Consider the following 17,984-nt stretch of genomic DNA (forward strand, 5'->3'; position numbering starts at 1 on the left):
AATCCCGAACACCTGTTTGCCGCAATCGGTCAGCTGACCGCCGATGCCTTGAGGTTATTCCCCGGTTCTTTTACTTATTCGAGCCACTGTTCGCCTCGAACGACCGAAAAAACGGCCTCAATTCCCCGCTGCTTCAGTAGTACATCGCTGAGTCCGACAGGCCCTGGCCCGGATTATTCATGAATACGCTCGCGCCCTGGCTTGATCCTGGTCCGCACACCGGATTTTCCTCCCTCGGAAATACCCACCGATATTCCGCTCGGTCAGAAAATCCCGTGTGCAAACGATGCTCTGCGCAATCATCGCGACGATCCATGAATAAGCCGGGCTAGCGCCGGGAGAAGCATTTGGAGACGCCATTCACAGAAATTTTGTTGATTGCTGCCGGTATCTTCATCGGGGGGCTGTTTTTACAGCTTTACCGAGTCCGGTCGCGCTTGCGTATCCGAAAAATGGGTACCGAGTTGGGTGAGATCACCGGCAGCCACAATTTCCAGAACCGGCTGAGCACCGCCAGCGATGATGACGCGCTGTCTGATCTCGGGGGCACGGTAAACGAGTTGCTTGATGTGCTTGGCCATACCGAGCGCCAGTTGCGGGAAAAACAGGGCATGTTTCTGCAGCTTGCCGAGGCGCAGAGCGATGTCATCTTTGTTCATCGGGACGAAATCCTGTACGCCAACGAGGCCGCGGCGGAAACCCTGGGGATAGCGCCGGCCGCGCTGATCGGAATGTCGATATACGATCTGATGAGACCAGCGCAGCGGCAAAAAGCCAGGGAATATATCGAAAAGAAACTGGCCGCCAAAGAAGTGGTGCCGTGCGGCGACTTGCAATTGATGAAATCCGACGGTCAGGCGTTGTGGATGCAGGTTACCAGTGTCCCCGTGGAGTTCCATGGCAAGCCCGCGCTGATGAGCGTGGCGAAAGACATCAGCCTGCGAATGATGGCCGAGAAAGTGCTGGCGGAAAGCAGACGCCAGGCGCAGCTGACCCTGGATTCGATCGGCGAAGGCGTGATTACGACCGACATAGACGGGCGAATCGATTATCTCAATGGTGCGGCGGGCGAGCTGGCCGGTGTCAAACCCGAAGAGGTACTGGGCCGTACGATGGAGGAAACCATCAACCTGGTCGACGAGTCCGACCGGCGATCGCTGGGCGACCCGGCGAGACGCTGCCTGCAGGAGCAGGACCGGGTCAATCTTGGCCGCGGTGCGTTGTTGTTGGTCAAAAACGGCAGCGGCGAGCACTCCATCGAACTGACTGCGTCGCCGATGCGCGATTCAGCAGGTCACATCGTCGGCGCGGTCGTTGTTTTGCACGATGTGACCGAAATGCGCGGTATAACCCAGCAAATGTCCTACCAGGCCAGCCATGATGCGCTGACCGGCCTGATCAACAGGCGGGAATTCGAAAGAAGGCTGGATGAGTCTTTGCAGGGTGCGCGAACCGGCGATGGGCAACACGCGCTTTGCTATCTGGATCTGGATGGATTCAAGACGGTAAACGATACATGTGGACACATGGCGGGCGACAGCATGTTGCGCGAAGTGGCCGGGCTGATAAAGGAAAAGGTTCGCGATTCGGATACCGTAGCACGGCTCGGTGGCGATGAATTCGGCATGCTGCTGGTTGGTTGTCCACTGGAAAAGGGTCGCCAGATCGCCGATGACGTCTGTTTCGCGGTCAAGGACTACCGGTTCGTATGGCGCGACAAGATTTTCAATATTGGCGTCAGTATCGGTTTGGTGGAAGTCGGCCATGAATGCGGCGAAAGGGAAGATTTGCTCAGCGCAGCTGACTCGGCTTGCTATGTGGCCAAGAAACAGGGTAAGGGCCGGGTGCATGTTTATTCATCGCATGACGAGGCCGTGGCGCGTCACCGGGGCGATATCCAATGGCTCCAGCGCCTGCAATCGGCGCTGAGCAACGACGAATTCGATTTGTTTTCCCAGCCCATCGTCTCCCTTAGCGGGAAAACAAAAAGCGGTCCGGCGTTTGAGATCCTGCTGCGCATGAGAGACGAAAATGGCAAAGAGATAGCACCGGACAAGTTCATGAGGGCGGCCGAAAGATATCAAATCATGCCGCATATCGATCGCTGGGTTGTACAAAGAACCCTGGCAGCGCTTGCCAGCAAGTCAATCGGGCTGCCCGCGGGGAAGAGTTGTGCGATCAATATTTCGGGCCAGACATTGGCCGACGAAGGATTCCTGGAATTCGTCGTCGATTGTCTGGATCGCACCGGGGTGGATGCCGCCAAGATATGTTTCGAAGTGACCGAATCGGCCGTGGTGGACAACTTGACTCACGCACAGCGATTTATTGGTGTTCTGCATGGCATGGGTTGTCACTTCACGCTGGATGATTTCGGCAGCGATGTTGGCTCGATCGCCAATCTGAAAAACCTGGCCATGGATTATCTGAAGATCGACGGCTCATTTATCCGCAACCTGGGGTCCAACGAGGTCAATCGTGCGATGGTCGATGCGATGATCAAGCTGGCGCGTACCCTCGATTTTGAAGTGATCGCCGAGCAGGTCGAGGACAACCAGTCGCTGGAAGCGATCCGCCTGCTGGGCTTCGATTACGTACAGGGTTACTTGCTCGGACGTCCGCAGCTGCTGCAGGCTGTGGCCTGAAAAAAAGGGCCGAACCCCCCGTGGAGTTCAGCCCTTGGCTCGCAAATTAGCGCCGCCTCGCTACGAACACCTAAGCCCGAAAGGCTCCTAGACCAGCAACTGGACCAGCAACAACGCGACAATATTGATGATCTTGATCAGCGGGTTGATCGCCGGACCCGCGGTATCTTTGTAAGGGTCGCCGACTGTGTCTCCGGTTATTGCGGCCATGTGGGCTGCCGAGCCTTTGCCGCCGAAATTGCCGTCCTCGATATACTTTTTCGCGTTGTCCCATGCACCGCCACCGGTAGTCATCGAGATAGCGACAAACAGACCGGTCACGATCGTGCCGATCAGCAATCCGCCAAGCGCTAGGATTCCCGCCTCTGGTCCCATCAGCCAGTTCATGACAAAGTACAGCACGACCGGCATCAGCACGGGTAGCAGCGAAGGTACGATCATCTCTTTGATCGCGGACCTGGTCAGCAAATCGATGGCGCGCGAATAATCGGGTTTGCCGGTGCCCTCCATAATGCCGGGGATTTCACGGAACTGACGGCGAACCTCGTTGACCACCGAGCCAGCAGCTCGTCCGACCGCTTCCAGCGCCATCGATGCGAACAGATAGGGCACCATGCCACCGATAAACAGGCCGATAATGACGGCCGGCTTATCGAGGCTGAATACCACGGATTTGTCCAGGTAGTGGGTGAAATCCGCGAACAGGACCAGCGCTGCGAGGCCGGCCGAGCCGATCGCGTAGCCCTTGGTAACCGCTTTGGTCGTATTGCCGACCGCGTCCAGCGGATCGGTAATACGCCGGATTTCCTCGGGCATACCCGCCATCTCGGCGATGCCGCCCGCGTTATCGGTGATCGGGCCAAAAGCATCCAGCGCGACGATCATGCCGGTCATCGACAGCATGCTGGTGGCCGCGATGGCGATGCCATACAAACCGGCCATCTCGTACGCGCCATAGATGCTAAGACAAACGGCGATTACCGGCAGTGCGGTGGCTTTCATCGACAGGCCCAGGCCAGCGATGATGTTGGTCGCGTGCCCGGTTGTGGAGGCTTTCGCCAGGTGCTGTACGGGGCCGAATTCGGTCCCTGTGTAGTACTCGGTGACTACCACCATGAATGCGGTCAAACCCAGGCCGATCAGCGATGCAAACCACAGGTTCAGCGCGCTGAGATCCGCGATACCGGTCATCATCCAGTCGGTGACAAAATAAAACGCCACTGCCGCAATGACGCCGGAAACGATTACGCCCTTGTACAGCGCATTCATGATCTTTGCGCCGTCTTTGGTCTTGACAAAAAATGTTCCGACGATCGACGCGACTATGGATACCGCACCAAGAACCAATGGGTAGACAATGACAGCATCGCCGGCACCACCCAGCAGCAGGCTGCCAAGCAGCATCGTGGCCACGATGGTGACCGCATAGGTTTCGAACAGGTCGGCAGCCATGCCGGCGCAGTCGCCGACGTTGTCACCGACGTTGTCGGCGATTACGGCCGGATTGCGCGGGTCGTCCTCGGGAATTCCCGCTTCGACCTTGCCGACGAGGTCGGCGCCGACATCAGCGCCCTTGGTGAAAATTCCGCCGCCCAGCCGGGCAAAGATCGAAATCAACGAACCGCCGAATGCCAGCCCGACCAATGCGTGGAGGATTTCCGTGGTGCCGTGCCCCAGCGTTTTCAAAACCATGAAATAGGCGGCGATACCGAACAATCCCAGGCCGACCACGAGCATGCCGGTAATCGCGCCGCCACGAAAAGCGACTTTGAGCGCGGCGTTAATGCCCTGGTGCGCGGCTTGCGCGGTACGCACGTTTGCCTGCACCGAGATTCTCATGCCGATGAAACCAGCCATTCCCGACAATATTGCACCGATCGCAAAGCCGATCGCGGTCAGGCTGCCGAGTGCTATCCACAAGATGACGAGCAGCGCCACACCGACCATCGAGATCGCGCGGTATTGCCTGTTCATGTAGGCGCTGGCGCCTTCCTGAATCGCCTTGGCAATGCTTTGCATTTTTTCATTGCCCGCGGGCTGGGCCATAATCCACTTTGCTGAAAACGCACTGTAAACCAGCGCCAGCACCGCCGCCCCAAGAGCAATCCAAAGTGCCATATCTGCCATTTCTTAACCTCCCAATAAAAAAACAAACACCGGGGAATCCCCTGCAATTCCTGTCACCGACAAATTTCAGCCCCGGCAAGCCGGGGTCGTTTAGCGATCACGCCTGTGCGAGCGCCTGTATCTTGAATCCTTTTTTTAATTTGCGTGGCACGGCAATATTTTTTAGCTCCACGTATCGCGGCATTCCGTTTCGGTAAGGCGGGTAATCCTCGCCATGAATCAATGGCGCCAGATATCGCCGGCCAGCCGCCGTGATGCCAAAGCCGTCTTTGCTGATGTAGCGGGCGGGCATCATTTTCTCCCGGTTGGCAACCCGGCTCAACGGAGTATGCCCGATCGACCAACGATAGGGGTGATCCGATTTGCGGACGATGATCGGCATGATCGCATTGTGACCTTTGAGGGCCAGTTCCACCGCCGCTTTGCCAACCGCGTAGGCCTGTTTCACATCGACGCTGGATGCGAGGTGCCGTGCAGAGCGCTGCAGGTAGTCCGCAACCGCCCAGTGATATTTATAGCCGTGTTTTTTCTTGATCATTTCCGCGACGACTGGCCCGACGCCACCGAGCTGAGCGTGGCCAAATGCATCCCGGGTTCCGGCCTCAGCCAGGAAGCGGCCATTCCTGAAGCGGGTGCCTTCCGATACGACGATCACGCAATATTCATACTTGGCGACGCATTCCTTTACCCGGGTCAGGAACCGCGTCTGCGCAAACGGCACTTCCGGTAGCAGGATGATATGCGGGGCATCGCCGGGCTTTTCTCCCGCCAGGCAGGCTGCCGCGGCTATCCATCCTGCATGCCTGCCCATGACTTCGAAGACGAAAACCTTGGTTGAAGTGCGCGCCATGGAGGCCACATCCAGTGCAGCTTCGCGGGTTGAGACGGCGATGTATTTGGCTGCCGAACCAAAACCCGGGCAGGTATCGGTGACCGGCAGGTCATTGTCCACCGTTTTCGGTATGCCGATACAGGTGACCGGATAGCCCAGTTGACGACCGATCCGCGATACCTTTAGTGCGGTATCCATGGAATCGCCACCGCCGTTATAGAAAAAATAGCCGATGTCGTGCGCCTTGAACACTTCGATCAGGCGCTCGTATTCCGAGCGGTTTTCTTCCAGGCCTTTGAGTTTGAACCTGGCGGACCCAAATGCCCCGCCCGGCGTGTGGCGCAGCGCGGCAATTGTGGCAGCGCTTTCCTTGCTGGTATCCACCAGGTCTTCCAGTAACGCGCCGATGATGCCATTGCGGCCGGCATAGACTGTGCCGATTCTGTCGCGGTGTTTCCGCGCGGTTTCGATGACGCCGCAAGCCGAGGCGTTGATCACAGCGGTCACACCGCCCGACTGCGCATAAAAGACGTTTTTCTTGGGCATCGTTTTTTTGTCTTGCCCGGGGTCGGGCCGGTTTAAACAGCGGCCAAGCATACCTGATTCCGGCGCTCGCATCATAAGGTTTGACCTAATCTCCCGCTGACGTTAGGGTTCCGGCCTTCACGGTCGGTAGCAGTCAAGGAAGGAGCCGTTTTGAGGATCGTATTGCTGGGCGCACCGGGTTCAGGCAAGGGTACCCAGGCGCAAAAACTGGTTGCTGGTCATGGAATTCCGCAGGTTTCTACCGGAGATTTATTGCGCGCGGAACTGAAATCGGCAAGCGCGCTGGGCTTGCGGGCCAAGACAGATATGGATGCTGGCCGGTTGGTATCGGATGAACTGGTACTGCAAATAATCAAACGGCGCCTGGAAAGGGATGATGCGCGCAACGGGTTCATCCTCGATGGATTTCCTCGTAATAGCATGCAGGCGGAGGATCTGGCTCAGTTACTGACCGATATCGAAAAACCGCTGGATGCAGTTCTGCTGCTCGATATCGATCCGGAAATCCTGAGCAAACGGCTGACCGGCCGACGCACCTGTTCCGTTACCGGCAAGGTCCTCAATATTCATTTTTCCCCGCAGCGGGATCTGGACGCATGTATCGCCGCCGGCGGAGAATTGCTTCATCGCGATGACGACAACGAGGAAACCATCGCCAATCGTCTCAATGTATACCTGGAACAAACCCGGCCTTTGATCGAGTTTTACCGCTCGGCCGGTTTGCTCAGAGTGGTCGATGCGATGGGGACGGTCGAGGAAGTCTCCCAGCGGATGCAAGAGGCTCTCAATTTTTGAAGGCCCTTCTACCTGGTCCCGGCCGCGATTGCCAGCAAGTCACCGCCGATAACTTCACGGCGCCAGCCACGGGTGGCCCTGGTGTCTGTTTCGCCGCGGGCCAGCGCCTGCAAGTCACGCCTGCCCGCGAGTAATTCGGGTTGCACCTGTAGTTCGCCGGCGCGCTGCACCAGCAGGACCTTGAGTTTTTTTAGCAGGGCCTTTTCCGCCTCACCGAGCCGCGCGATGCTGTTGCCCGGGACCGATTCGCCAGTTTCCTGGGCCAGCGCCGTGAGCATCGCAGATCCATAACGCCTGAGTTTTGCTGTCGGCAGGTGCTTGATTCCGGCCAGGTCTTCAGTTTTTTCGGGATTCCGGCGGGCCAGTTCGACCAATGGCGCGTCCCTGACAATCCATTGCCTTGGCCGATTTTCGTGCTTCGCGGTTTTCTCGCGCCAGCCGGCCAGGGCTTTGAGTCTCACGCGCTGTTTTGCCACCAGTTTGCCGGCCCCTTTAACTCGCTGCCATGCAGTGTGGTCGTCTTGTTCATACAACTTGCGGTTATACAGTTCGACGCTGTCTTCCTTGAACCAGCGTTCGCGATCGCCATTGATGATTTGCGCTTGCAAGCGTTCCATCATCGGGATCAGGTACAGAACATCTTCGGCCGCATAATCAAGTTGTGCCTGGGTCAGCGGTCTCGCGCACCACTGGGTGCGGGTCTGGGATTTACTGAGGCTGACGCTCATCAGTTGCTCCACCAGCGTCGAATATCCAAGTTGCAGGTTATCGCCCAGGCACGCGGCCGCGATCTGGGTGTCGAATACCGGTTGCAGAGGTTCATCCGCGAATTGCAACAGCAGTTCGAGATCCTGGCGAGCGGAATGCATGATTTTTAGTTGCTTGCGGTTCGCCAGTAATTCGAACAAGGGGGCGAGATCCGGTATCGTCAGGTTGTCGATCAGGAATATCGCGTGCCGGGTTGCGATCTGCATCAGGCATAACTGGGAATAATAAGTATCTTCGCGCCGGAATTCGGTGTCCAGCCCGATCATCGGCGAACTGGCGATTTGTGCAATCGCATCAGCGAGATCAGCCTCGTTGCTAATAATTCGCACGGCTAATGTGGGAATGTTGCTCACAAAGACATACCTGTGTTGCACCCGTGGAAGTATCCGGCGATTGTTTGATTGGGTGAAATCCGGGCAGAGGGTATCATGCCCACTGACTGGCACGACAGGACGCAGACATGAGCCTTCTGCTGAAGGTATTCGCTGGAATCGCTTTTTTTCGCCGCGGACCGGAAGATCTGCCGGCGTCCCGGTTTCTGCTGGTGTTTAGTCTGCTGTTTTATACCGCCGGGACCATAGCGACATCATCGGTTTACGCGGAGGATGCGAAGCAGATTTTTCTCGAAGCGCTGGCTGATGTCAGCATGATGCTGCTTTGGTATGGTTCGTTGCTGGTTATTTACCAACGCCGTGCCCGCCTGCAACAAACACTGACTGCGTTATTCGGAACCGGCGCGTTGCTCTACCTGGTTGCCTTCCCGGTAATGAACTGGATGCAGCATCTGCTCGATGCGCAAACCGACCCACAATTGCCGACCTTGCTGATGATGGTCATATTGATTTGGTCGATTGCGGTGGTGGGTCAAATCGTTCATCGGGCGCTGGATATTCGATTCGGCTTGGGAATATTGATTGGTATCTGTTATTTTTTTTCCAGCGTGGCAGTCTTTTCATTTCTGTTTGGCGCCGATTCCTGAGACCGGATCCCGATGCACATACACATACTTGGCATTTGCGGGACTTTTATGGGCGGCGTGGCGGCGCTGGCAAGAGAAGCCGGCCATAAGGTCACCGGCAGCGACCGGCAGGTTTATCCGCCAATGAGCACCCAGCTCGAGTCTCTCGGGGTCGCGATCCTGGATGAAGACGATCCGGCGCAACTGGAATCCCGACCCGATGAGGTCATTGTTGGCAATGTGATGTCACGCGGCCGGGGCGTCGTAGAAGCGTTGCTGAACAGTAACTTGCCCTACACCTCGGGACCGGAATGGCTGGCCCGGAATATACTAAAGGACCGCTGGGTGCTCGCCGTTGCCGGGACCCACGGCAAAACCAGTTGCAGCAGCATGCTGGCGTGGATTCTGGAAGATGCCGGCCTGAACCCGGGATTTCTGATCGGCGGTGTGGCGGGAAATTTTTCCGGCTCGGCACGACTGGGTGACGCGCCGTTCTTCGTGGTCGAGGCGGATGAGTACGATACGGCGTTTTTTGACAAACGCGCAAAATTTGTTCATTACCGGCCGCGCACCCTGGTGTTGAATAATCTCGAATATGATCATGCCGATATTTACCCGGACCTGTCTGCTATCGGGACGCAGTTTCACCACCTGGTTCGAACCGTGCCTGGCGATGGCCTTATTGTCTGCAATGGCGATGACGATAATTTGACTGAGGTGATCGGGCAGGGCTGCTGGACCCGTTGTGAAAAATTTCTTGGGGATGGTGAGTGGCAGGCAAGGCACGATCCGTCCAGCCAACGATTGCAAATCAGTTTTGCCCAAACGGATCAGGCTGAGTGCAGTTGGCAGATGAACGGCGATCATAATGTTGCCAACGCGCTTGCCGCGGTGGCCGCGGCAAGACATGCTGGTGTTACGCTGGCCTCGTCCGTGGCATCGTTGAGCCGCTTTGCCGGTGTCAAAAGGCGGATGGAATTGCGTGGTGAGGTAAGGGGCGTTTCCGTGTATGACGATTTTGCCCATCATCCGACGGCGATCAGGGCGACGCTTGAAGGGATTAAAGAGGCGCACCCGGGATCTCGTATTCACGCGGTGCTCGAGCCCCGTTCCAATACCATGCGCCTGGGCGTCCATCGCGATCGCCTCGCCGAATCCCTGCGGCCGGCCGATCGGTCCTGGTTGTTCAGGCCAGCCGATCTAGCCTGGGATCTCGACGAAAGCATGGCTCTGCCAGGTCAGCACTTCAGCGTTTATGACGATACCGATGAGATGACCATGGATATCGTGGATGATGCGCGCGAGGGTGATATCGTCGTGGTGATGAGCAACGGCGCGTTTAACCAAATTCATCAAAAGTTGCTGGATGGCCTGGCAACCGATACTGGAGCCTGATCAGTGGACCGGCAAGACGCAAAAAAAACCATAAGCCTGGCCTGGAGCGGTGCTTCCGGCGCGCAATACGGCATCCGCTTGCTCGAGTGTCTGCTTGGCGCCGGTCACCGGGTTTACCTGATGTTGTCCAAACCCGCCCAGATCGTAATTGCGGAAGAAACGGATTTAGCTTTGCCGGGCCGCAGCAGTGAAATTGCCCGCGTCCTGCAAGAAAAATTCTCGGTTTCCGAGGATCGGCTGCGGGTTTTCGGTCGAGAGGAGTGGACCGCGCCGGTGGCCAGCGGGTCGGCAAGAATTGATGCGATGGTGATTTGCCCTTGCAGCATGGCGACCGTGTCAGCGGTTGCCGCCGGCGCCAGCAAAACCCTGATCGAAAGAGCCGCCGATGTCATGCTCAAAGAGGGGCGCAAACTGGTTCTGGTGCCGCGGGAGACCCCATTTTCGATCATCCACCTGGAAAATATGCTGCGGCTGGCCAGGGCAGGCGCCATCGTTCTGCCCGCCAGTCCGGGTTTCTATGGGCGGCCGGAAAGCGTGGACGAACTGGTCGATTTTGTGGTCGCGCGCATACTGGACCAGCTGGATATTCCGCATCAGCTTTTAAAACCCTGGGGCAGTTAAAACGGCCAGTGCGATCCGTTGCCTAGCAACCAGCAACCGCCGGTTGTCCATATGACCCATATCAATGGCTGGCAAATTGCCGGTCGCATACTATGCTTAGACCAGAGGGGACTAGAGATATTTCCCGCTGTGAAATCGGCACCATGAATCTGCAGACCATAGCCCTGTTTCCTTTACATACCGTCCTGTTTCCCGGCGGACCGCTACCGCTGAGAGTTTTTGAAACCCGTTACCTGGACATGATTCGCCGCAGTCTCAAAGGCGAACAGGATTTTGGCGTTATCCAGATCCAGTCGGGTTCCGAGGGAGAGACTTCATCTATCTATTCGACGGGTACGATTGCCAGGATCGTCGACTGGAGCCAGGGTGACGATGGCATCCTGGGGATCGTGGTTCACGGGGGAGCCAGGTTTCGGGTTTTGCAGGCGGAGACGCTTCCCGATGGGCTGAATGTAGGGCGCGTGGACGTCCTCGAAGAAGACCCGGGAACCCTGGTGCCGGTCGAATATGCGCTGATGGCCGAAGTGCTGGAAAAAATTCTGAATAGCCTGGAAGAGCAATACGCGAGCGTCAGCAGAGACATGCAAAACGCCGGTTGGGTGGCCAATCGGCTGGCAGAGTTGCTGCCGCTGGACATGGTCGACAAGCAGGCGTGTCTGGAAATCGCCGAACCGTTGGCCCGGCTGCGTCAGTTACAGGGCATGATCCGGGAGAGCAGGGCCGACGACGAATAATCATCGTTGCCGTTCTAGTTACAGGTCGCTGAATACCTTCGCTGCCGCCTCCAGCGTCGTTTCAATATCCTGCTCGCTGTGTGCCGACGAGATAAATCCCGCCTCGAAGGCCGATGGGGCGAGATAAATGCCGGCATCGAGCATGCCGTGGAAGAATTTTCTGAAACGATCCTGATCGCAAGCCATGACCTGTTCAAAGCAGGTGACCGGCGAGTCGTCGCTAAAAAATATTCCGAACATGCCGCCGACGGCGTTGCTGCTGAACGGCACCCCTGCCTGATCCGCGATCTTCTGCAGTCCCGCGCTCAGCTCGTTGCAGCTTTTCTCCAGGCGGTCATGGAACCCGGGTTCGCTGATCAACTCCAGGGTCTGCAATCCCGCGCTCATGGCGATCGGGTTGCCGGACAAGGTGCCGGCCTGGTAGACCGGGCCCAATGGCGCAAGCTGTTCCATGATGTCACAGCGGCCGCCAAAGGCGCCGACCGGCATGCCGCCGCCGATGATTTTTCCCAGGGTGGTCAGATCGGGCATCACGCCATAGCGTTGCTGTGCTCCGCCCAGTGCGACCCGGAATCCGGTCATGACCTCGTCAAAAATCAGCACGCTGCCATGTTCGCTGCAAAGTTTTCTCAATTCCTCGAGGAAGCCGGCAACCGGCGGAACGCAGTTCATGTTGCCGGCTACCGGTTCCACGATGACGCAGGCGATGTCCTTGCCATGCTGGGCAAAACATTGCAGCAACTGTTGTGGATCGTTGTAGCGCAGGCATAAGGTGCTGGCGGCAACTGCCTCCGGGATGCCGGGTGAGGTCGGCACGCCAAGCGTAAGAGCGCCTGACCCCGCCTTGACCAGCAGGGAATCGGAGTGGCCGTGATAACAGCCTTCAAACTTGAGCAGCAACTCGCGCCCGGTATATCCCCGAGCCAGTCGTATCGCGCTCATGGTCGCCTCGGTTCCCGAACTGACCATGCGAACCATTTCCACCGATGGCACCAGGCGGCAGACCAGTTCGGCCAGCTCGGTCTCGATTTCCGTAGGTGCGCCAAAACTCAGGCCCAATCGGGCTCGTTCGGTGACCGTTTGAATCACTTTCGGGTGCGCATGACCCAAAATCATGGGGCCCCACGATCCAACGTAGTCGATGTACTCGCGGCCGTTGCTGTCGGTAACGCGTGAACCCAATGCCTTGCTGATAAAAACAGGTTCACCACCTACGCCGGCAAATGCACGGACCGGGGAGTTCACGCCACCCGGTATGTATTTCGTTGCATGGCTAAAAAGAGTCAATGCTTTCTCCGTGGTTTAGCCTGACCATCCGGCGAACCTTTCCTGGGTCGGGTTTCATAACTGCAAGTGTAGCGGAGTCTGTCTGACCTGGGACTAATCTACTGTGGCGGCCTGAAATAGTCCCATATATTCGATCATTCTGGTTTTATAGAATCACTATTTGCCATGATCGATCGAAAGTCTCGTCTCTATTTCCCACCGGTCTCGCTTCGATCCCCTAAATCAGACAGGCTACCGGAGAACATGCGACAATGCAGCCAGGGTTTGACTAGGAAAACGGTGTTTGATGAAAGCCTATATGTGCGTTATTTGCGGGTATATTTATGAAGAAGAGCAGGGCGATCCGGGTTCCGGAATCGAACCGCGTACCCGCTGGGACGACGTGCCCTTGTCGTGGCGCTGCCCGGATTGCGGCGCCGGCAAGGAAGACTTCGAAATGGTCGAAATCTAGACCCGCACTCATGATCCACGATCCCTGGCGACAGGCAGGCTAAAGCCGGCGCCGGTTACAAGCGGTGGATTTTGAATCCGCGCTTACGAAGCAATTCGATCACACCATGCTCGCCGAGCAGGTGCAGTGCCCCGACGATGACCATATAGTCTTGCGTGCCCAGCCGGAGAATTTCTGTCAGTTGCTGCTCCCACGCCAGGTTCCGCTGGTCGATCAGCTCATCGAACAGCTCCGGATATTCGTCGAATGAATCGAGCAATAACATTTCGAGCGCTTGTACGTCGCCCGTTTTCCACGCCTCCAGCAGCTTTTTGATCTCACCCGTCAACTGGTCGAGTTCCGCCAGCGTTTTTTCGAGAAACATGGCCTGGTCGGCATCACTCAAAGAGGCAAAGATATTCAGCTGTTGCTCCATGGTTTCCAGACCTTCCACTGGCTTGTTATCCGCCATCGCCTGGCGGAGGAAGTGCTGCTCAACACCGATCTCCGGTGAGTAGCCGGCCTGCCTCAGCGACCACTCCAGCACCATCAGTGCGGCAAACCATGGGCGCACCGCGGCGTATCGTTCCAGGTCTATGCCCAGCGCCAGCGCACTTTCTCTGGAACGGTTGAAGGAGGCGTCGCCCATCAAGGATCTGAGACTGCTGCCGCCCGGAGCCATCGCCAGTGAACGGATCAACGTGGTACTTTCCAGCGGGTCCAGGTCGTCGAGATCGAGTTCCATGATCAACGCATCTGATTTCCGGTAAACCTCGCTCAATACAGCGGGCAGTGGGTAGTCTTCCTCGCGCAGGACATGAATCGATCCGGCCAGGTACAGCGTTACCTGGTCTGATTGCACGGCATAAACCAGACCCCGTTGTTCCGGGCCGGCCACTGCTGCCAGTGATGGGATGAGAAATACGAGCAGCGCAACGGCGTTGAAAAATCGGCGGGGATAGCGGGATTTCGGGGTATTCATGTCAGCTGCCTCTCGCCGGCTGGTTTTGCCTGGCCAGGTAAATAATTCTCGCCGACGCTTCCAGGGCACATGTCCACTTGTAAGCGAGATCCAGGTTTTCGCCGTGCGCGTAAACCCCGTGGCCTTTGACAATCGCAACTTTTGCCTGGCTCAGTGCCTCGGCAACGGCGGCCGGCGACTGGGCCAGGTAATCGCTGTATTCGATGTTCAGCAACGGCACGTGATCGAAATAAAAGGCGCCCTCAAAATCCCTCGGCGCCAATTCCTCACCATCCAGCGTCAAGGCGATGCAATGCGGGCCATGGCTGTGCAGAATCGCGTTGGTCGTTGGCGAGCGACGGTAAACCGATAGGTGCAACGGGGCATCCAGTGAAGCGCCAGCCGGCGGATCTTCATCCAGGACGCAGCGTATAAGGTTTTTGGCAACCAACGTATCCGCGCAGCAGCCGCTGGGGGTTACCCAGACCCCGTCTTGGTTTCTTATCGAGGCATTGCCGGAGTGAGAATCGTTCAACCCGTACTGCCGCAGCCAGCGGTAATATCGCACCAGTTCGTCTTTCGAGTTCATCGACGCATTCTATGGGAAGCGATGCTTGCGCGGGAAGTCTGCCGGTATTAACGGGCAGCGGTTTTGTCGGCAGGGGTGTTCATCCATTCGACACCGCTGTCGATGGAGCCATCGGCAGCCAGTTCCAGCCAGCGAAACCCGGGCGGCAACTCATCCAGTGCAAAATCGTCGCTATGGGGTTTGAACTGGGCACAGGTCGAGGGGCTGCTCAGGTAGCGCACACCGTTGCGGATGTTGTCGGACTCCTGGTGTACGTGGCCCCAGACCACACCGCGCACGTTGGCATAACGGTCAATGATCTCGAGAAACTGGTCGGCATTGCGTAGCCCCACGCTGTCGAGCCAACGGCTGCCCATATTGATGGGGTGGTGGTGCAGGCACACCAGTACATGTTTGTTGTCTGCCTCGTCGAGCAAACCATCGAGCCGTTCGAGTTCGCTGTCGCGCAGCAGACCACCGGCGTCGACCGCCAGCCAGGTATCGAGGAAAATCATTCTCCAGGTCGCCAGGTCTGCGTGGCCGCAGTATTGGAATGGGGTATCCGACAGGATCTCCCGCATCGTTTCCGGATCGTCGTGGTTGCCCGGCAGGGTAAATACCCTGGCATTGTTCCTGGCGGCAAACCGTCTCAGCAACTTGTGAAAATGCTCATATCCTTCCCGGGTGCCGTCATGAACCAGGTCGCCGGTGGCTAGAATTGCATCGGGTAGCCAGCCAAGACCCGCAGTCTGATCCAGGACGTCCTGCAGCGAGCGATAAGTGTCGACGCCACGCATGGCGCGACCGATGTTGGCGCTCAGGTGCGGGTCGGTAACCTGCAGGAGTCGCAGAGTGTCGCCGTGGCCCGGATTGTCCGTCACGGTATTCATAGAGACGAATGATATCATTAGGATTTTAACCAGGATGCGAACTGTGTCAAAGCGTACGATAAAGCTGGATCAGCCGCTGTACGATTATTTGCTCGAAATATCGCTCCGTGAGGCCCCGATTTTAAAGGCTTTGCGCGAAGAAACGGCGGCAGATCCCATGCACAATATGCAAATAGCGCCTGAACAAGGCCAGTTCATGGCCTTGCTGGCGAAGCTAATCGATGCGCGGCGGTATATCGAAGTCGGTGTTTTTACCGGTTATAGCAGCCTGGCTGTCGGCCTGGCCTTACCCGATGATGGCGAGATTATCGCCTGTGATGTCAATGCGGAGTGGACCGGTATCGCCAAACGGTACTGGCGGCAGGCGGGCCTGGAGGGGCGCATACACCTGCACCTGGCGCCGGCGAACGAAACCCTGCAGATGCTGCTGGACCAGGGTCAGGAGGAGCGGTTCGATTTCGCCTTTATCGATGCCGACAAGGAAAGCTATGCCGCCTATTACGAATTGCTGTTGCGGCTTATCCGTCCCGGCGGGCTGATTGCTGTCGACAACGTATTGTGGGGCGGCGCGGTAATCGATCCCGACAAGAATGACCCGGACACCGAGGCGATCCGCAAATTCAACCGCTCACTGCTGGGGGACGCGCGGGTGGACATCAGCCTGGTCCCGATCGGTGACGGCCTGACGCTGGCGCGCAAGAAAAACTTCTGAGTCCAGTGATTCATAGGCTTTGGTTTTTGCCGCCTGAGTGGTGGAATAGCTCACGAAGATATATGCTTGATCCGATTCAATGCGTATATGCGGGAATCGAAACCCAATCACAGTGAAGGGGAGAAATAGAATGCCAAAAAGATCAATACTGCTTCTTCTTTGTACGATCTTTGTACTTTCCATTGGCCTGAGCGCCACGGGATACGCTAAAAAGCCGGAGAACGGTAACGGTAAGGGTAATGGGAAGCCTGACAAATCTGGTACAAGCTGCGAGATCAACTTCTGCATTGACTTCGCCGATAGTCATGAGGTCACCAGTGATGGCTTTGACGGTGGCGAATACTGCCATGGTACAGACAAGGTATTGGTGTTTACCGGAAACGGTCCCGGTTTTGGCTTCGATACCATGCAAAGCGGAAAAGGCAAGTCAATGACTCGGTACCTCAATATCAATATCGATGTGGCGGATAGCGGAATACGCGCGCTGCAAAAAAAGGTTGTTCTTAAGTTCGACAAAAGTGGTGACCCGAGTGGTCTTGACCTGTGTTCCTTGGATAGCGAGAGCGTTAGCGGTGGCCAAGAGGGGATGGTTGGTCTCGCCATCAGTTACAAGGTTGATGGGGCTACAGACAACAGCAATACCTTGACTTATGGCGCCCCGGCAGGTGCGCCCTGTGGGACGAAGGTAACGGTCACGCGCATAAACGATGGCACTTGGACGATTGCTGCGACCAAAGCCTGTCTGTGGGATGGCCAGAAGGACGCATTGGTTTTTAAGGGTAGCGTTAATCGGGAAATCATTGATGATGATGTTGATGCCAGTTTCTTCGCCACCATAACCGAGATTCAGTGACTTGTGAGCCACCCGCGGAGCACGCTGAAATTCCGGCGTCTCGAGAGGACCCATTCGTCGAGATAAACGAACTGGCGTGTCCCGCCCAGAGGTGTAACCGAGGCGTGGCACGGCGATCTGTTTTAAGCGAAGCAGGATAATCGCCCATGAGACGATTTTCTCTCCTGGGGCTCTCACTCTTGGCACTCTTCGCCGTTCTGTTCTGGCTTCTCCCAAGCCAACATGAGCGCTTGCCTCTGAACGATGACCCTGCTCCGGTGACGGAACAGAACAATCCTTCAGATTGGGTCCAACGCCAGCCGAACGAGAAGCGATCGCTGCCGCTCGACGAGGCGCACATGCAACAGCAGGACAGTGAGAGCGCATCGGTAATCGTGCTTCAGGGTTGGGTAACGGACCTGGACACTCGCCCTATCGCGGGGGCGACTATTTTCCTGCGACCGAGCACAGCTCTGACCAGGGCCAACCCGGTGCAGCGCGATCGCATCCTTCGCGAGCGTGCCCTCGGTCGAATTTCGTTGCTACCCCCTAAGGTGGTCGCCCAGGCGATCACCAACGCCGATGGCCGCTATCTGATCCAGGTGCAAGCGCTGCCACCGGCCGTCTACCAGGTGGTTGCACGCCAGGAGGACTTTGCACCGCAACGGCAGTCCTGGACCTGGGTCGGCGAGTCGGATGAACTCGACTTTCAGTTGGGTCCGGGCACATCGATCTCGGGTCGAGTGCTGGATTTGGATGGCAGTCCGCTGGCGGGAGCAGAGATAGAAGTGCTCACCCAGGGCGACGAGGGACGCGGTAACTGGTCGGGTGAAGCCGAGCTGATCGATCAGACTCGCAGTGACGCCGGAGGCTATTTTCGACT

17 protein-coding genes are annotated in these 17,984 nt (G+C 57.1%); 10 read left to right on the forward strand and 7 right to left on the reverse strand.

The genetic code is table 11. The features are described from left to right. Positions 1 to 437 precede the first annotated feature (437 nt). On the forward strand, positions 438 to 2,645 hold the full coding sequence (locus tag IIA05_10350) for an EAL domain-containing protein (protein ID MCH9027505.1): 2,208 nt from the start codon (positions 438 to 440) through the stop codon (positions 2,643 to 2,645). A gap of 87 nt (positions 2,646 to 2,732) precedes the next feature. Here IIA05_10350 and IIA05_10355 read toward each other — a convergent pair whose 3' ends face one another. Both IIA05_10355 and IIA05_10360 read right to left on the reverse strand, forming a co-directional pair. Next, the gene (locus IIA05_10355; protein ID MCH9027506.1) at positions 2,733 to 4,772 is read right to left on the reverse strand and encodes a sodium-translocating pyrophosphatase; all 2,040 of its coding nucleotides are present in this window, start codon (positions 4,770 to 4,772) and stop codon (positions 2,733 to 2,735) included. 97 nt (positions 4,773 to 4,869) lie between these two features. After that, the gene (locus IIA05_10360) at positions 4,870 to 6,150 is read right to left on the reverse strand and encodes a 6-phosphofructokinase (GenBank protein MCH9027507.1); all 1,281 of its coding nucleotides are present in this window, start codon (positions 6,148 to 6,150) and stop codon (positions 4,870 to 4,872) included. 150 nt (positions 6,151 to 6,300) lie between these two features. On the opposite strand from IIA05_10360, the gene IIA05_10365 reads away from it, so the two are divergent. After that, complete coding sequence (locus IIA05_10365) at positions 6,301 to 6,945, forward strand: adenylate kinase (protein MCH9027508.1); 645 nt, start codon at positions 6,301 to 6,303, stop codon at positions 6,943 to 6,945. A gap of 8 nt (positions 6,946 to 6,953) precedes the next feature. Here IIA05_10365 and rnd read toward each other — a convergent pair whose 3' ends face one another. Then, a complete protein-coding gene (gene rnd / locus IIA05_10370) occupies positions 6,954 to 8,042 on the reverse strand; it encodes a ribonuclease D (GenBank protein MCH9027509.1) in 1,089 nt (362 codons plus the stop codon). 131 nt (positions 8,043 to 8,173) lie between these two features. On the opposite strand from rnd, the gene IIA05_10375 reads away from it, so the two are divergent. The 4 genes from IIA05_10375 to IIA05_10390 all read left to right on the forward strand — a co-directional run bounded on the left by IIA05_10375 (position 8,174) and on the right by IIA05_10390 (position 11,421). Then, positions 8,174 to 8,692: a hypothetical protein gene (locus tag IIA05_10375; GenBank protein ID MCH9027510.1), complete on the forward strand. Its 519-nt coding sequence runs from the start codon at positions 8,174 to 8,176 to the stop codon at positions 8,690 to 8,692. A 12-nt stretch (positions 8,693 to 8,704) separates the two neighbouring features. Next, positions 8,705 to 10,066 carry a UDP-N-acetylmuramate:L-alanyl-gamma-D-glutamyl-meso-diaminopimelate ligase gene (gene mpl, locus IIA05_10380; GenBank protein ID MCH9027511.1) on the forward strand — a complete coding sequence of 454 codons (1,362 nt, stop codon included), beginning with the start codon at positions 8,705 to 8,707 and terminating at the stop codon, positions 10,064 to 10,066. 3 nt (positions 10,067 to 10,069) lie between these two features. Beyond that, positions 10,070 to 10,687: a UbiX family flavin prenyltransferase gene (locus tag IIA05_10385; GenBank protein MCH9027512.1), complete on the forward strand. Its 618-nt coding sequence runs from the start codon at positions 10,070 to 10,072 to the stop codon at positions 10,685 to 10,687. A 143-nt stretch (positions 10,688 to 10,830) separates the two neighbouring features. Continuing rightward, positions 10,831 to 11,421 (forward strand): LON peptidase substrate-binding domain-containing protein, encoded by a 591-nt coding sequence (locus tag IIA05_10390; GenBank protein MCH9027513.1) that lies wholly within the window; start codon positions 10,831 to 10,833, stop codon positions 11,419 to 11,421. Positions 11,422 to 11,439: 18 nt separating this feature from the next. On the opposite strand, the gene hemL is transcribed toward IIA05_10390, so the two are convergent. After that, a complete protein-coding gene (gene hemL, locus IIA05_10395; protein MCH9027514.1) occupies positions 11,440 to 12,708 on the reverse strand; it encodes a glutamate-1-semialdehyde 2,1-aminomutase in 1,269 nt (422 codons plus the stop codon). A gap of 286 nt (positions 12,709 to 12,994) precedes the next feature. On the opposite strand from hemL, the gene IIA05_10400 reads away from it, so the two are divergent. After that, the gene (locus tag IIA05_10400; protein ID MCH9027515.1) at positions 12,995 to 13,159 is read left to right on the forward strand and encodes a rubredoxin; all 165 of its coding nucleotides are present in this window, start codon (positions 12,995 to 12,997) and stop codon (positions 13,157 to 13,159) included. Positions 13,160 to 13,214: 55 nt separating this feature from the next. On the opposite strand, the gene IIA05_10405 is transcribed toward IIA05_10400, so the two are convergent. Genes IIA05_10405 through cpdA form a run of 3 tightly spaced genes read right to left on the reverse strand, consistent with a single transcriptional unit; the run spans position 13,215 to position 15,548 of the window. Next, positions 13,215 to 14,120, reverse strand: a complete 906-nt coding sequence (locus IIA05_10405) for a TraB/GumN family protein (GenBank protein ID MCH9027516.1) — start codon at positions 14,118 to 14,120, stop codon at positions 13,215 to 13,217. A gap of 1 nt (position 14,121) precedes the next feature. Then, complete coding sequence (locus IIA05_10410; protein ID MCH9027517.1) at positions 14,122 to 14,688, reverse strand: class II aldolase/adducin family protein; 567 nt, start codon at positions 14,686 to 14,688, stop codon at positions 14,122 to 14,124. A 47-nt stretch (positions 14,689 to 14,735) separates the two neighbouring features. Continuing rightward, the gene (cpdA, locus tag IIA05_10415; GenBank protein ID MCH9027518.1) at positions 14,736 to 15,548 is read right to left on the reverse strand and encodes a 3',5'-cyclic-AMP phosphodiesterase; all 813 of its coding nucleotides are present in this window, start codon (positions 15,546 to 15,548) and stop codon (positions 14,736 to 14,738) included. Positions 15,549 to 15,600: 52 nt separating this feature from the next. On the opposite strand from cpdA, the gene IIA05_10420 reads away from it, so the two are divergent. The 3 genes from IIA05_10420 to IIA05_10430 all read left to right on the forward strand — a co-directional run. Continuing rightward, positions 15,601 to 16,269, forward strand: coding sequence for a class I SAM-dependent methyltransferase (locus IIA05_10420; GenBank protein ID MCH9027519.1), 669 nt, complete (start codon positions 15,601 to 15,603; stop codon positions 16,267 to 16,269). 130 nt (positions 16,270 to 16,399) lie between these two features. After that, entirely contained in the window at positions 16,400 to 17,122 is a 723-nt protein-coding gene (locus IIA05_10425; GenBank protein MCH9027520.1) for a hypothetical protein, read from the forward strand. Positions 17,123 to 17,379: 257 nt separating this feature from the next. Next, positions 17,380 to 17,984 (forward strand): carboxypeptidase regulatory-like domain-containing protein (locus IIA05_10430; GenBank protein MCH9027521.1); only part of this gene is annotated, 605 nt, incomplete at its 3' end.

The sequence above is a fragment of the Pseudomonadota bacterium genome (assembly GCA_022572885.1).
Lineage (GTDB): Bacteria > Pseudomonadota > Gammaproteobacteria > Steroidobacterales > MnTg04 > MnTg04.